Source organism: Pimelobacter simplex, from assembly GCF_900114845.1.
Taxonomy (GTDB): domain Bacteria; phylum Actinomycetota; class Actinomycetes; order Propionibacteriales; family Nocardioidaceae; genus Nocardioides; species Nocardioides simplex.
Window position 1 is genome coordinate 554,109 of the sequence record NZ_FOUK01000002.1, and the last position, 13,610, is coordinate 567,718.

General features: G+C 74.2%; 13 protein-coding genes. 7 read left to right on the forward strand and 6 right to left on the reverse strand.

What is annotated here, in order from left to right:
- The first annotated feature begins 24 nt into the window (after positions 1-24).
- Positions 25-624, forward strand: a complete 600-nt coding sequence (locus BM223_RS10260; protein WP_038677960.1) for a flavodoxin family protein — start codon at positions 25-27, stop codon at positions 622-624.
- A 45-nt stretch (positions 625-669) separates the two neighbouring features.
- Here BM223_RS10260 and BM223_RS10265 read toward each other — a convergent pair whose 3' ends face one another.
- The 4 genes from BM223_RS10265 to BM223_RS10280 all read right to left on the reverse strand — a co-directional run bounded on the left by BM223_RS10265 (position 670) and on the right by BM223_RS10280 (position 4,642).
- On the reverse strand, positions 670-2,178 hold the full coding sequence (locus BM223_RS10265) for an MFS transporter (RefSeq protein WP_038677958.1): 1,509 nt from the start codon (positions 2,176-2,178) through the stop codon (positions 670-672).
- 150 nt (positions 2,179-2,328) lie between these two features.
- A complete protein-coding gene (locus BM223_RS10270) occupies positions 2,329-2,895 on the reverse strand; it encodes a DUF4334 domain-containing protein (RefSeq protein WP_038677957.1) in 567 nt (188 codons plus the stop codon).
- Complete coding sequence (locus BM223_RS10275) at positions 2,892-4,025, reverse strand: hypothetical protein (protein ID WP_038677956.1); 1,134 nt, start codon at positions 4,023-4,025, stop codon at positions 2,892-2,894. Before BM223_RS10275 ends, BM223_RS10270 begins: the two co-directional genes overlap by 4 nt.
- A 35-nt stretch (positions 4,026-4,060) precedes the next feature.
- Positions 4,061-4,642, reverse strand: a complete 582-nt coding sequence (locus tag BM223_RS10280; RefSeq protein ID WP_038677955.1) for a carboxymuconolactone decarboxylase family protein — start codon at positions 4,640-4,642, stop codon at positions 4,061-4,063.
- Positions 4,643-4,797: 155 nt separating this feature from the next.
- Between BM223_RS10280 and BM223_RS10285 the strand changes: the two genes are divergently transcribed.
- From BM223_RS10285 to BM223_RS10310, 6 genes are all read left to right on the forward strand, one after another.
- Positions 4,798-6,588 (forward strand): DUF3556 domain-containing protein, encoded by a 1,791-nt coding sequence (locus BM223_RS10285; protein ID WP_052138429.1) that lies wholly within the window; start codon positions 4,798-4,800, stop codon positions 6,586-6,588.
- Complete coding sequence (locus BM223_RS10290) at positions 6,585-8,096, forward strand: class I adenylate-forming enzyme family protein (protein ID WP_038677954.1); 1,512 nt, start codon at positions 6,585-6,587, stop codon at positions 8,094-8,096. Before BM223_RS10285 ends, BM223_RS10290 begins: the two co-directional genes overlap by 4 nt.
- Complete coding sequence (locus BM223_RS10295) at positions 8,089-9,354, forward strand: PucR family transcriptional regulator (protein ID WP_038677952.1); 1,266 nt, start codon at positions 8,089-8,091, stop codon at positions 9,352-9,354. Before BM223_RS10290 ends, BM223_RS10295 begins: the two co-directional genes overlap by 8 nt.
- 100 nt (positions 9,355-9,454) lie before the next feature.
- On the forward strand, positions 9,455-10,882 hold the full coding sequence (locus BM223_RS10300; RefSeq protein ID WP_038677950.1) for a phytoene desaturase family protein: 1,428 nt from the start codon (positions 9,455-9,457) through the stop codon (positions 10,880-10,882).
- A gap of 24 nt (positions 10,883-10,906) precedes the next feature.
- Positions 10,907-12,259 carry a cryptochrome/photolyase family protein gene (locus BM223_RS10305; protein WP_038677949.1) on the forward strand — a complete coding sequence of 451 codons (1,353 nt, stop codon included), beginning with the start codon at positions 10,907-10,909 and terminating at the stop codon, positions 12,257-12,259.
- Entirely contained in the window at positions 12,252-12,878 is a 627-nt protein-coding gene (locus tag BM223_RS10310) for an alpha/beta hydrolase (RefSeq protein ID WP_038677948.1), read from the forward strand. Before BM223_RS10305 ends, BM223_RS10310 begins: the two co-directional genes overlap by 8 nt.
- 4 nt (positions 12,879-12,882) lie before the next feature.
- On the opposite strand, the gene BM223_RS10315 is transcribed toward BM223_RS10310, so the two are convergent.
- Positions 12,883-13,143 (reverse strand): metal-sensitive transcriptional regulator, encoded by a 261-nt coding sequence (locus BM223_RS10315; RefSeq protein ID WP_038677947.1) that lies wholly within the window; start codon positions 13,141-13,143, stop codon positions 12,883-12,885.
- A complete protein-coding gene (locus BM223_RS10320) occupies positions 13,127-13,603 on the reverse strand; it encodes a DUF302 domain-containing protein (protein ID WP_052138428.1) in 477 nt (158 codons plus the stop codon). Before BM223_RS10320 ends, BM223_RS10315 begins: the two co-directional genes overlap by 17 nt.
- Positions 13,604-13,610 lie beyond the last annotated feature (7 nt).

Genomic DNA, 13,610 nt, shown 5'->3' on the forward strand with positions numbered 1-13,610 from the left:
CGGACTCCGGGTAACGCGGGGACCATGAAGGCACTGGTGCTCTGCTGCACGCTCAAGAAGTCCCCGTCCGAGTCCAGCTCGGGCCTGCTCGGCCGCCGCGTCCTCGCCGCGCTGCGCGAGCACGACGTGACGGGCGACCTGATCCGCGTCGTCGACCACCCGGTCGCGTTCGGGGTGAGCACCGACGAGGGCGACGGCGACGCCTGGCCACAGATCCGGGAGCGGGTGCTCGACGCCGACATCCTCGTCATCGCCACGCCGATCTGGATGGGCCAGCCCTCGGCGGTGTGCAAGCTCGTGCTGGAGCGTCTCGACGCCGAGCTCGGCGAGACCGACGACGAGGGCCGGATGCCGACCTCCGGCAAGGTCGCCGCGGTCGCCGTCGTCGGCAACGAGGACGGCGCCCACCACGTGAGCGCCGAGGTCTACCAGGCGTTGAGCGACGTCGGCTTCACGATCCCCGCCAACGCGGTCACCTACTGGGTGGGCGAGGCGATGGGGTCCACCGACTACAAGGAGCTCGACCCCGAGCCCGAGAAGACCGCCGAGACCACGCGCACGCTCGCCGCCAACGCCGCGCACCTCGCGGCGCTGCTGCGCGACGCGCCGTACCCGAGCACGTGAGCGGCCGGGCGACGGAGGTCGCCCGGCCGCCCGGCCGCTGGTCGGTCAGTGCGCGAGCACCGCGGTGCCGGCGTGCTCCGGCGCGTCGATCTGCCGGATGGTGCGCGGCAGCAGGGCCGCGACCACCGCACCGACGACGGCCGCGCCGGCGCTGATCAGGAAGGCCACCAGGTAGCCGTCGTTCGTGTAGAGCACCGCTCCCCCGGTCATCTCGGGCGGCAACGGGGCGACGTACGAGTTGTTGAGGACGGCGAACACGATCACCGGCAGGATCGCCGGGAACGCGCTCTGGAAGACGCCGACGATGCTCGCCGTCGACGCCTGCAGCTGCGGCGGCACCGCGGCGATGAGCAGGTTCGGGATGGCCGCGTACCCCAGGCCCTGGCCGAAGCCGAAGACGCCCGCGAGCACGATGAGCAGGCCCTTGCCGTCGTGCGCGACACCGACCGCCGCGAACCCGGCGGCCATGATGAGCAGACCGGCGACGAGCAGCGGCTGCGGACGCATCCGCCGGCCCACGAGCAGGCCGACGACGAGACCGCCGACCATCACCATCGCCCCGATCGGCGCCTGGAAGATGGCGAAGCCCTCCGCGCTCAGGCCGAAGCCGTAGCCCAGCCCCAGCACGGCCGGCGTCATCGCGATCATCGGCAGCAGCATGGTGAACAGCGCGCTCGAGCCGTACACGAAGCCGGCGCTGATCGTCGTGAGCAGGACCGGACGGCGGCGCAGCACGTCGATGTCGATCAGCGGCTCGCTGGTGGTGCGCGCCGACAGGAGCCACGCCGCCACCAGCACGACGCCGGCGACGAGGTAGGCGAGGGTGCGGCCGGCGGTCCAGCCCCACGTGGGACCGAAGCTCACCGCGACCAGGATCCCCGCGATGCCGCCACCCAGGAGGACGGCGCCGAGCAGGTCGAGCCGGGCCCGGGCCCGCACCGGCGACTCGTCGGTCGACAGCGCGATCATGGCGCCGAGCAGGACCAGCCCGATCAGCGAGAACCAGAAGATGCTGCGGAAGCCGTGGTTGTCGATCAGCCAGCCGGTCAGGAACGGCGCGGGGATGGCGACCAGGCCCATGCCGCTCGTCGCGACGCTGACCGCGAGCGCGACCGTCCGCGCCGGGAAGACGTCGCGGATCAGCGAGTAGCTGAGGAACAGGCACGGCACCAGGAGGCCCGAGAGGGCCCGGCCCGCGATGAGGACGCCGTAGCTCGTCGCCACCGCCGAGAGGAGCGAGCCGAGCGCCGATCCGGCGACGCAGACGAGGAGCAGCCGGCGCTTGCCGTGCAGGTCCGCGAGCCGGCCGACCAGCGGCGCCGCGACCGCGCCGAGCAGCAGGAACGCGGTGAGCAGCCAGGCACCCTGGCTGGTCTGGTAGTGCGTGGTGATCGTCGGCAGGGCCATGGCGATCATCAGGTAGCTGATCGTGAGCATCTCCAGGAGCAGCACGATCGAGACGAGGGAGAACACCAGGCGCGGTGTCCACCGCTCGGGTGCGGATGAGGCGCTGTCGGCGGGCGGCGGCAGGGCGCTGTCGTGGGCGGTGACCATCGTGATCTTCCTTCCGGGAGGCCGGCCGGGAGGCTCGGCGCACCTCCGGCGAGCGCCGGAGTGAGGCACATCACAGGGCACGGGCAGGCCGTGCCGGTCACCCGCTCCCGCACCGCGGGAGCGTCGCGCGCAGGTCGCGCGCGGCTCTGATCATTCGCCCGGGTCGCGCTCCAGCACGAAGAAGTACGGCGGCGCGTCGCGCAGGTCCATGCAGCCGAGCAGGGTGCGCTCGTCGACCCGGCGGAACAGGTCGATGATCGGCAGGTGGTCGTAGCTCATCCCGGCCGTCACCACCCCGCGGTACTCCACGTTGCGCAGCCGGGCCCGCGGCTTGCGGGTGCGCAGCGCGGGCAGCGCGGCGCCCATCACCTGGCGCCCGCGCGCGACGACGCCGGACGGGATCCTGTCGACCATGCCGAACGGGATCCGGCGCGGGTCGACCGAGACGATCTGCCCCGAGGGCCCCCGGAACAGCAGCGGGTGCACCTCGTCGACCGAGTCGAACTGCTTGCCGTACCAGCCCGAGGCCTCCAGCAGCCCGTCCATCGGGTGACCGGTGGCGAGCTCGCGCCCGTGCCAGCGGCCGGTCACCTCGTCGGCGCGGACGGCGGGCAGGGAGTCGAAGAGCGCGAGGGCGTCGTCGAGCGCGCAGGCGGGCTCCAGGGCGGCGAGGGCGGCGAGGGCGGTGCTCGCGGCCTGCGGGTCGGCGGCGGTCACGGTCGCACCCAGGCGTGGAACAGCGGGACGCCCTCCCAGGCGCCGCCACGAGCCAGCGCGACGAGCGCGTGGGGACGGTCGTAGGTCACGGTCACCCGACGCACCCTACGGTCCACGTACGACGGCATCCCGGCCGCCCGCACCGACAGCGCCGTCACCGCCGCGGCGCGGAAGCCGTCGGCGTCGTACGACGCCGTCGCGGCCTGCACGCACTGCAGGTCGATGCCCCGGGCGGTCGCCTCGGGCGGCAGCAGCGCGCCGAGCCCGTGGCCCACCTCGGTGACGCCGGGCGCGCTCGTCAGGTCGTGCGTCGCGTCGGCCTGCCAGGCCGGGAGCCGGCCGGTCCAGACCTCGGCGCCGTCGTCGGGCGCGCCCCACGCCTCGAACCGCTCGGTGCGCTCGGCCACCCGCCAGGCGTGCCCGTCGGCGAGCTCGCCCGCGGGACGGTCGCCGTGCGCCAGCGCGCCGCCCAGGTGGCGGGCGACGACCTCGTCCACGGCCTGCCACACGTCCGCCGCGGCGACGCCGGGCGCGGCCACCACGCTCAGCACGTCGATGCCGTCGTCGGTCGGCGGGGCGGCCACCGCGACCGGTCCGGCCGCCTCGGTGGCGACGATCGCCTGCAGCTCGCCGTCCAGGAGCAGGAGGCCGTCGTCGTCGGTGCCGAGCGGCCGGCGCCAGCGCGGCTCGGTGACCAGGGCCGAGGCGAGCAGGAGCAGCGTGTCGGCGTCCACCTCGACCGGGAACCGCTCGATCAGCCCGCGGGTGTGCTCGCGCGCCCACGCGTCGAGGGCGGCCTGGCCCGGCAGCGCCGCGACGGGGACCGGGCCCGGGAGGGCCCGCGACAGCGCGAGGTCCGGCCGCAGCCACCCGCCGAGCGCCGCCCCGACGGCCGGGTGCGGGTCGGCCAGCAGCGCGGTCACGGCGCCGGTCGCGGTCGCGACGGGGACCCCGAGCACGTCCTCGACCGCGGCCCGGTCGGCGGGCTCGGTGACCGTCTCGGCGACCGCGGCCAGCAGAAGCCAGAGCCCCGCGGCGGAGACGATGGGGGCCTCGTCGAGGCCGGCCGCCGCGCGCAGCCGCGCGGCGTGGTCGCGCAGGGCGACGGCGGGGACGGTGGTGGGCGCCATGGGCCCACGCTAGGACACCCCGCTAGGACACGCCGCTAGTCCGCGTCCGGGAGCGGAACCCGCCACACGCGCAGGCTGAGCGCGAGCATCTCGTAGTAGCCGACCAGCGTGACCAGCTCGGCGAGCCGGGCCCTCCCCAGCGCCGCCTCCCCGGCCCGGAAGCTCGCGTCGTCGAGGTCGCGGGTGGCGACGAGCGCGGCGACGACGGCGTGCACCTGCGCCTCGTCCGCGCCGAACGTGCCGGCCGCCCGTCCCTCCCGCAGGTCCGCGAGCTCGGCCTCCGACAGCCCGCTCCGGCGGGCCACCCGCTCGTGCGCGTAGATCTCGAACGCGCTGTCGTGGGCGTGCGCCACCGCGAGGACGGCGATCTCCCGCTCGCGGCCGGTCAGCGACGTGCGGTAGCGCAGCGCCGCCCCCAGCTCCTGGACGGCGCCACCGGTCGCCGGCGCGAGCAGCATCGCGTCGAAGGGGCCTTCGAGCCGCCCGTGCGCGTCGGTCAGCGCGAAGGCCGGGTCCCGGCCCCGGTCCCCGCCGACGATCGCGTCGTAGAGCGCGCGCTGGCCGGCATCGAGCTCGTCCGGGGCGAGCCAGGGTGCCCGCCGCTCGTTCCCCGTCATGGACGCGAACGTAGCAACGCCCCGCATCCCGTTGTCCGCCACGGACGAAGGACGCCCGGATCTTCGGTCGCCGTGGCCGTGACCGCCGCCACATCCGCGGACCTACCTTCGTCGCGGGCCGCCGAGCGACCCGTCCCCACGAAGGAGCCAGACCGATGCCATTTCTCACCCCCGACGTCCCGCCGGTCGAGCCGGCGGAGTTCCTGACCCGCCCCCGCCAGGAGCGGATCCGCGTGCTCGCCACCTTCTGGAGCGAGTACGGCTTCGGCACCCCGAAGATGGTGCACACGATCTACATCGTGAAGCTGCTCGTCCTCTACATCGGCGGCGGCGTCGCGCTCGCGACGCTGACCTCCGACGTCGGCGGACCGTTCGACGTCGCGCAGTGGTGGGACCAGCCGATCATCTACCAGAAGCTCGTGCTGTGGACGGTCTTCGTCGAGCTGTTCGGCATCGGCGGCACCTGGGGACCGCTCGCCGCGCACTTCAAGCCGATGACCGGCGGGATCAGCTACTGGGCCCGGCCCGGCACCATCCGGCTGCCACCGTGGCCCGGGAAGGTCCCGTTCACGGCCGGCGACGACCGCAGCCCGTTCGACGTCCTGCTCTACCTCGCGTGCCTGGGCAGCCTGCTGCTCGGCGCGTTCTCCGGGGGCAGCGCGATCGACGGCATCCCGTTCGCGATGGTCGACCCGGTCCTCATGCTCGTCCCGGCCGTGCTGCTGGTGCTGTGCGGCCTGCGCGACAAGACGCTCTTCCTCGCCGCCCGCGGTGAGCAGTACCTGCCGATCCTGCTGGTCTCCTCGGCCGTCGGCCCGATCCTCACGTTCACCGACTTCATCGTCGCCGCCAAGCTGATCATCGTCCTGGTCTGGGTCGGCGCCGCGATCTCGAAGATGAACGCCCACTTCGAGAACGTCGTGCCGCCGATGGTGTCGAACGCGCCGTTCACCCCGCGGGCCCTCAAGCGCGCGCACTACCGCTCGCTGCCCGACGACCTGAAGCCGTCGCGGCTGGCCTGGTTCATGGCGCACGTCCTCGGCACGACCGCCGAGCTCGTCGTCCCGCTCGTGCTGCTGTTCAGCACGAGCTGGCCGATCACGCTGCTGGCCGTCGGCGCGATGGTGCTCTTCCACCTCTTCATCACCCAGACGTTCCCGCTCGCGGTGCCGCTGGAGTGGAACATCCTCTTCGCCTACATCTCGGTCTTCCTGTTCGCCGGGCACTTCGCCGGCGACGGCTACGGGATCGGTGATCTCAGCGAGCCGTGGATGCTGCCGGTGCTCGTCGCCGCGCTCGTCTTCTTCCCGGTGCTCGGCAACCTGCGTCCGGACCTGGTCTCGTTCCTGCCCTCCATGCGCCAGTACGCCGGCAACTGGGCCTCGGCCACCTGGGCGTTCCAGCCGGGCGCGGAGGCCAAGCTCAACCAGCTCAAGAAGCCCGCGAAGAACCAGATCGACCAGCTCATCGACGGCATGGGCTACGACCCCGACGTCGCCGAGATGACGATGCAGATGACGCTGAGCTGGCGCGCGATGCACAGCCAGGGCCGCGGCCTGTTCTCGGTGCTGCAGAACTACCTGGGCGACGAGTACGAGACCTACTCCCTGCGCGAGGCGGAGTTCTGCTGCAACGCGATCATCGGCTGGAACTTCGGCGACGGTCACCTGCACGACGACCAGCTGATCGAGGCGATCCAGCGGCGCATCGGCTTCGCGCCCGGCGAGTTCGTCGTGGTGTGGGTGGAGTCGCAGCCGATCCACAAGCCCACCCAGGCCTACTTCGTGATGGACGCCGCCCTCGGCATCGTCGAGCGGGGCACCTGGCTGGTCCGCGACTGCGTCGACGCGCAGCCCTGGCTGCCCGACGGCCCGGTCCCGACCACGGTCACCTGGCGCCACCCGCAGTACCACCCCGAGCTGCGCTCGCCCGAGGTGACGGCGTGAGCCCGCTCGCCGGTCTCCCGTTCGCCCGGGCGGAGCAGGACCCCACCGGGTCCTGCCTCCGCGACGGCGAGCGGGCGCTCGACAACGCCACCTTCGCCGACGCCGTCCGCCGTCTCGCCCGCCGCTTCGCCGATCTCGGCGTCGCGCCGGGCGACCTGGTGGCCGTGATGCTCCCGAACTGCGCGGAGATCGTCACCGCGCAGTTCGCCGCCTGGTACCGCGGGTCGGCGCTCGTCCCGGTCAACCCGGTGCTCACCGACGACGAGGCCCGCTACCAGCTGGAGGACTCGGCCGCGGCCGTCGTCGTCGGCGACGAGCGGGCCCGCGGGCTCGCGGCCGAGCTCGGCATCGCCTGGGTGGACGCGGCGACCGTGCACGCCGGCACCGGCGCCCTCGAGCCGGACGCCGAGCCGGACGCCCCCGAGCCGGACGCCGGCCCGGTCGCCGTCGCGGACGACTTCGCGCTCGTCATCTACACCAGCGGCACCACCGGACGGCCCAAGGGCGTGCTGCTCGACCACGCCAACCTCGACGCGATGAGCGCCTCGCTGGTCGAGCACTTCGCGCTCTCCCCCGCCGACACCAGCCTGCTGGTGCTGCCGCTGTTCCACGCCAACGGGCTGATCGCGAGCGTGCTGTCGCCGCTGCGCGCGGGCGGCGACGTCGTCGTGGCGCCGCGGTTCTCGCCGGACACCTTCTGGGACCTCGTCGAGACCCACCGGCCGACGTACTTCTCGGCGGTGCCGACCATCTACGCCGTCCTCGACGCCCGGACCTCGTGGACCCACGACACCTCGTCACTGCGGTTCGCCGTGTGCGGTGCGGCCCCGATGCCGGCCGAGCTGATCACCCGCTTCGAGGAGCGGTTCGGGATCCCGGTGGTCGAGGGCTACGGGCTCTCGGAGGGCAGCGTGGCGTCGACGATCAACCCCGTCGACGGCGTCCGCAAGCCCGGCACCGTCGGGATCGCGCTGCCGGGCCAGGAGGTCGCCGTCGTCACCGCGGACGGCGACCGGCTGCCGACCGGCGAGCGCGGCGAGGTGGTGATCCGGGGCGCCAACGTGATGCGCGGCTACCTCGGCAGGCCCGAGGAGACCGCCCGCACCGTCCGCGACGGCTGGCTCTTCACCGGCGACGTCGGGATCATCGACGACGACGGCTACCTGCGCATCGTCGACCGGATCAAGGACATGATCATCCGCGGCGGCGAGAACATCTACCCCAAGGAGATCGAGGAGTGCCTCTACGGCCACCCCGCGGTCCTCGAGGCGGCCGTCGTCGGCCGGCCGGACCCGGTGCTGGGCGAGGTCCCGGTCGCGTACGTCGCGACCCGACCCGGCCGGACCGCGAGCGCCGACGAGCTGGTCGCGCACTGCGCGGCGTCGCTCGCGCGCTACAAGGTCCCGGTGCGCGTCGAGGTGCTCGCCGAGCTGCCGAAGAACTCCGTGGGCAAGCTGGTGAAGGGTCGGCTGCGTGAGCTCGATCTGCCACACTGCGGCCATGGGTGAGGTTCCCGGAGACCTGGTCGAGACGGTCGCCGCGGCACTGCAGCAGCGGCTCCCCGATCTCACCGCGGCGCTCCGGGACCGGCTCTCGAGCCGGATCGAGGAGCTCGACGGGGACGCGGCGATCATCGAGCTGCTCTACGCCAGCATCGAGGGCAACATCGAGAACATCCTCTACTCGCTGCGCCACGACATCACCCTCGACAAGATCGAGCCGCCGTCGGCCGCGTACGAGTACGCGCGGCGGCTGGCCCAGCGCGGCGTCGCCATGAGCGCTCTGGTCCGTGCCTACCGCCTGGGCCAGCAGCACCTGCTGGAGCTGGTGTTCGCCGAGTGCGAGCGGATGGCGGCCGAGCCCAGCGCACGGGCGGCGGCGTACGAGGAGGTCGTCGCGGTGACCTTCGACTACATCGACTGGATCTCGCAGCGCGTCATCACCGTCTACGAGGGCGAGCGCGAGCGCTGGCTGGCCGAGCGCGACAGCGCCCGGGCGGGCCGGGTCCAGGAGCTCGTGGCCGGGCGGGTCGACGACGTCGATGCCGCCGAGAAGGTGCTGGGCTACCGGCTCCGGGTCACCCATCTCGGCGCCGTGCTGTGGGTGCACGAGACCGGGACGCAGCAGGACCAGCTCACCCGGTTCACCCGCGCCGCGACCGTGCTCGCCGAGCACCTCGGCTCGAGCTGGGCGCCGCTCGTCGTCCCCCACGACCGGGCCACCGCATGGGCCTGGTTCTCCGTCGCCGAGGACGTCGAGCCCGACCTCGACGCCATCCCGTCCCTGCTCGCCAAGGCGGGCGGGCCGCCGACGTCCAATGTCGCGCTGGGCCGGCCCTGGTCCGGCGTCGACGGCTTCCGCCGCACCCACCGCGAGGCGCTGCACGCCCAGCAGGTCGCCATGGTCGGCGCCGACCCGCAGCGCGGCGCGACGAGCTTCGACGAGCCCGGGCTCAAGGTCGCGGCGCTCCTCGCGCACGACCTCGACACCGCCCGGACCTGGGTCCAGGAGACGCTCGGCGACCTGGCCCGCGACGACGAGCAGCACGAGCGGCTGCGGCACACCCTGCTGCTGTTCTTCCAGAACGACAGCAGCTACACCGCGACCGCCGAGGCGATGCTCATGCACAAGAACTCGGTGAAGTACCGGATCGCCTCGGCCGAGAAGGCCCTGGGGCGCTCGATCAGCTCCGACCGGCAGGCGATCGAGCTCGCGCTGACCGCCTGCCACTGGCTCGGCCGCGCGGTCCTCGTGGGCGCCGGATGAGCCGGGTGCGCCGGGCTTGTGCGCCGGGCACAAAGCCCGTCGCCGAAGTCCGGCCCCGCGGGACATGGGGCCGCACCCCCGCAGGGCCTACGGTCGAGGCATGAGCGACGCCCTCGTGATCGGCAGCGGGCCCAACGGACTCGCCGCCGCCCTGACCCTGGCCCGGGCCGGCGTCGCCGTGACCGTGCTGGAGGCGCAGGACGAGATCGGCGGCGGCACCCGCACCGTCCAGCCGTTCGGCGAGGGGATCCTCGTCGACCACTGCGCGGCCTTCCACCCGATGGCGCTGCAGTCCCCGGCCCTGGCCGGTCTCGAGGCGTACGGGCTGCGCTGGGCCTGGCCCGAGATCGACGCCGCGCACCCGCTCGACGACGGCCCCGCGGCGCTGCTGCACCGCTCGGTCGCGCAGACCGCGGCCGGCCTCGGCGCCGACGGCCGGCGCTGGAAGATGCTCTTCGGCGGCCCCTCGCGGCGCTACCCCGAGCTCGCCGGCGACATCCTCGGGCCCGTCGTCCACGTGCCCCGGCACCCGCTGCTGATGGGCCGGTTCGGTGCCCCGACCCTGCTGCCCGCGACTCTCCTCGCCCGACTGTTCCGCACCGAGCGGGCCCGCGCGCTCTTCCTCGGCACCACCGCCCACGCGATGCGCCCGCTGACCGAGGTCGTCTCGTCGGCGATCGGCATGGGCATCCTCACCGCCGGCCACCACGACGGCTGGCCGGTCGTGGTGGGCGGCACCCAGGCGCTCACCGACGCGATGGCGGCGGCGCTGACCGACCTCGGCGGCAAGATCGAGACCGGCGTCCCGGTGACCTCGCTGTCGCAGCTCCCCCACGCGGACGCCGTCCTGCTCAACCTGGCGCCGCAGGCCGCGCTCGCGCTGTACGGCGACAAGCTCCCCGCCGGCACCCGGCGCGCCTACCGCCGCTACCGCTACGGCCCGGGCGCCTTCAAGGTCGACCTCGCCGTCCAGGGCGGGGTGCCGTGGCGCGACCCGGAGGTCGGCCGGGCCGGCACCGTGCACCTCGGCGGCGGCTCCGCCGAGATCATCGCCGGCGAGAAGGCCGTTGCCGCAGGCCGGATGCCGGAGCGCCCCTTCGTCCTCCTCGGCCAGCAGTACGTCGCCGACCCGACCCGCTCGCGCGACGACGTCCACCCGGTCTACGCCTACGCCCACGTCCCCGCCGGCTACGACGGCGCCGCGAGCGACACGACCGAGGCCGTCATCAGCCAGATCGAGCGCTTCGCCCCCGGACTGCGCGAGCGCATCACCGGCGTCCACGTCACCAGCCCCGCGCAATTCGCCGCGGGCAACGCCAACTACATCGGTGGCGACATCCTCACCGGCGCGAAGTCCCCCGGCGCGCTGCTCCTCGGCCCGCGCCCCGGCCGCAACCCCTACCGGACCGGCGCCCGCGGGGTCTACCTCTGCTCGGCGGCCGCCCCGCCGGGGCCCGGCGCGCACGGCATGGCGGGCTACCGCGCGGCGCAGCTCGCGCTGCGCGACCTGGGCGTCGGCCGTCCGTAGCCGGGCGTCTGCCAGCATGGCGGGGTGACCCCGAGCATCCTGTGGTTCCGGCGGGACCTGCGGCTCGGCGACCATCCCGCGCTCCTGGCCGCCGCCGGTGACGGGCCGGTGCTGCCGGTGTTCGTCCTCGACGACGCGCTCCTGCGCCCCTCCGGCGCCGCCCGGACCGCCTTCCTGCTGCGCTCGCTGCGCGCGCTCGACGCCGACCTGCGCCGGCACGGCCCGGGCCTCGTCGTCCGCCGCGGCCGCCCCGAGGACGTCGTCCCCGCCCTGGTGCGCGAGACCGGCGCCGCGGCCGTCCACGTCAGCGCCGACTTCGCCCCCTACGGCGCCGCCCGCGACGAGCGCGTCGCGGCGGCCCTCGCCGAGGCCGACGTGCCGCTGGTGCGCACCGGCTCGCCGTACGCCGTGGCGCCGGGCCGGCTGCACACCAAGGGCGGCGACCCCTACAAGGTGTTCACGCCGTTCTACCGGGCCTGGGCCGACCACGGCTGGCGCGCGCCGGCCGCCTCCGACCCGGCCGGCGTCGAGTGGGCCACGGCGCCGGGCGACGACCTGCCCGCCGAGCCGGACGTCGACGCCGAGCTGCCCGAGGCCGGCGAGGCCGCCGCGCGCGCCCGCTGGGACGCCTTCCGCGGCACCCCCTACGACGACATCCGCGACCGCCCCGACCTCGACGAGACGTCGCGCCTCTCGACGTACCTGCGCTGGGGCGCGATCCACCCGCGCACCCTGCTGGCCGACCTCGACGCCCGGCACACCCACGCACAGGTCTACCGCCGCGAGCTGGCCTGGCGGGAGTTCTACGCGCACGTCCTGCACGCCTGGCCGGCCAGCGCCCGCGACTACTTCCGCCCCGAGCTGAAGGACCTCCCCTACGTCACCGGGCGCGAGCAGCGCCGCCGGCTCGACGCCTGGGCCGCCGGCCAGACCGGCTTCCCGGTCGTGGACGCCGGCATGCGCCAGCTGCTCGCCGAGGGATGGATGCACAACCGGGTGCGGATGATCGTCGCGTCCTTCCTGGTCAAGGACCTCCAGGTCGAGTGGACCCACGGCGCCGCGCACTTCATGGCCCACCTGGTCGACGGCGACCTCGCGAGCAACCAGCACAACTGGCAGTGGGTCGCCGGCTGCGGCACCGACGCGGCGCCGTACTTCCGGGTGTTCAACCCGATCACCCAGGGCGTGAAGTTCGACCCCGACGGCGACTACATCCGCCGCTGGGTGCCCGAGCTCGCGGGTCTGTCCGCGCCCGCCGTGCACCGGCCGTGGAAGGACGGTCCGCCGGACGGCTATCCCGCGCCGATGGTGGACCACGCGACCCAGCGCGAGGAAGCGCTCGCCGCCTACCAGCTGCTGCGGAGGAACCATGACTGACGCCCCCGTGCTCACCGACCGCCTGCTGCCCGAGCGGCCGCGCGCCCTCGTCCTCGTCCTGCACGGCGGCGCCGAGCGCTCGACCGAGCCGCTGGGCCGGCGCAGCGGCGCCTGGCGCCGCAGCCGGGCCCTCGCCCGCCACCTCGCCCCCACCCTCGTCCCGGACGACATCGGCCTGCTCGTGCTGCGCTACCGGGTCAAGGGCTGGAACGCCGGCGTCGAGGCCCTGCCCTCGCCCGTCCCGGACGCACGCTGGGCGCTCGACCAGATCGCCGCCGAGCACGACGTCCCGGTCGCCATCGTCGGCCACTCCATGGGCGCCCGGACCGGCGTCGCCGTCGCCGACCACCCCTCGGTGCGCGGCGTCGTCGCGCTCGCCCCCTGGCTCCCCGTGGACGACCCGGTGACGCCGCTGGCCGGAAAGGTGCTGCGCGCCGCCCACGGCCGCCTGGACCGGATCACCTCGGCACGCGCCACCCGCAAGTACGTCGAGCGCGCCGCCGCGATCGCCGACGCCGAGTTCACCGACATGGGCCCGACCGGGCACTACATGCTGCGCCGGGTGCCGCTGTGGAACGCGGTGACCGCCGCGTCGGTGCGCGAGATCCTGCCGCGCTGAGCGCTCAGGCGAGCGCCAGGAACAGCTTCTCCAGCTTCTTCGCGTCGACGCTGTCGGGCCCGCCCTCGACCAGGCACTTCTGCAGTCCCGTCGCGACCAGCGCGTAGCCCCCGCGCCCGACCGCCTTGTTCACCGCGGCGAGCTGCAACAGCGCGTCCTCGCACTCGGCGCCCTCCTCGAGCATCCGGATCACCGACGCCAGGTGCCCGTAGGCCCGCTTGAGGCGGGTGATGATCGCCTTGATCTCGTCAGGCTCCAGCTTCATCGACGCGCTCCTTCTCTCCGGTGAGGACCTCCATCATCCCGGCCAGCCGGGCCCGCCCGTCGGCCGCCACCTCCGCGAGCTCCGGATCGGGCACCAGTGCGGCCAGCAGACCGGGATCCATCACGTCCACCCGGGTCCGCCCCGCCCCCGCGTCGGCGACCACCACGTTGCACGGGATCAGCGCCGCCACCCGCGGCTCGACCTGCAGCGCCCGGTGGGCCAGCTGCGGCCGGCACGCCCCCAGGATCACCTGGGCCGGCACCTCCTCCCCCAGCTTCGCCCGCAGCGTCGCGCGGATGTCGATCTCCGTGAGCACGCCGAACCCGGCGTCGGCCAGCAGCGTGCGCACGCGCGCCACCGTGTCGTCGTACGAGGTCGGGACGGTGGCGCTCAACGTGAAGTCCGCGGTCCCGGTGATCTCCGTGGTGTCGGTGATCTCCGTGGTGTCTGTGCTGTCCATGGGGCTC

Excerpts from the sequence above, each read along its gene's own strand:
- BM223_RS10280 (WP_038677955.1), bottom strand. The coding sequence starts at position 4,642 with ATGACGGGGAACGAGCGGCGGGCACCCTGGCTCGCCCCGGACGAGCTC.
- BM223_RS10310 (WP_038677948.1), top strand. The coding sequence starts at position 12,252 with ATGACTGACGCCCCCGTGCTCACCGACCGCCTGCTGCCCGAGCGGCCG.
- BM223_RS10315 (WP_038677947.1), bottom strand. The coding sequence starts at position 13,143 with ATGAAGCTGGAGCCTGACGAGATCAAGGCGATCATCACCCGCCTCAAG.
- BM223_RS10300 (WP_038677950.1), top strand. The coding sequence starts at position 9,455 with ATGAGCGACGCCCTCGTGATCGGCAGCGGGCCCAACGGACTCGCCGCC.
- BM223_RS10260 (WP_038677960.1), top strand. The coding sequence starts at position 25 with ATGAAGGCACTGGTGCTCTGCTGCACGCTCAAGAAGTCCCCGTCCGAG.
- BM223_RS10265 (WP_038677958.1), bottom strand. The coding sequence starts at position 2,178 with ATGGTCACCGCCCACGACAGCGCCCTGCCGCCGCCCGCCGACAGCGCC.
- BM223_RS10320 (WP_052138428.1), bottom strand. The coding sequence starts at position 13,603 with ATGGACAGCACAGACACCACGGAGATCACCGACACCACGGAGATCACC.
- BM223_RS10275 (WP_038677956.1), bottom strand. The coding sequence starts at position 4,025 with ATGGCGCCCACCACCGTCCCCGCCGTCGCCCTGCGCGACCACGCCGCG.
- BM223_RS10295 (WP_038677952.1), top strand. The coding sequence starts at position 8,089 with ATGGGTGAGGTTCCCGGAGACCTGGTCGAGACGGTCGCCGCGGCACTG.
- BM223_RS10285 (WP_052138429.1), top strand. The coding sequence starts at position 4,798 with ATGCCATTTCTCACCCCCGACGTCCCGCCGGTCGAGCCGGCGGAGTTC.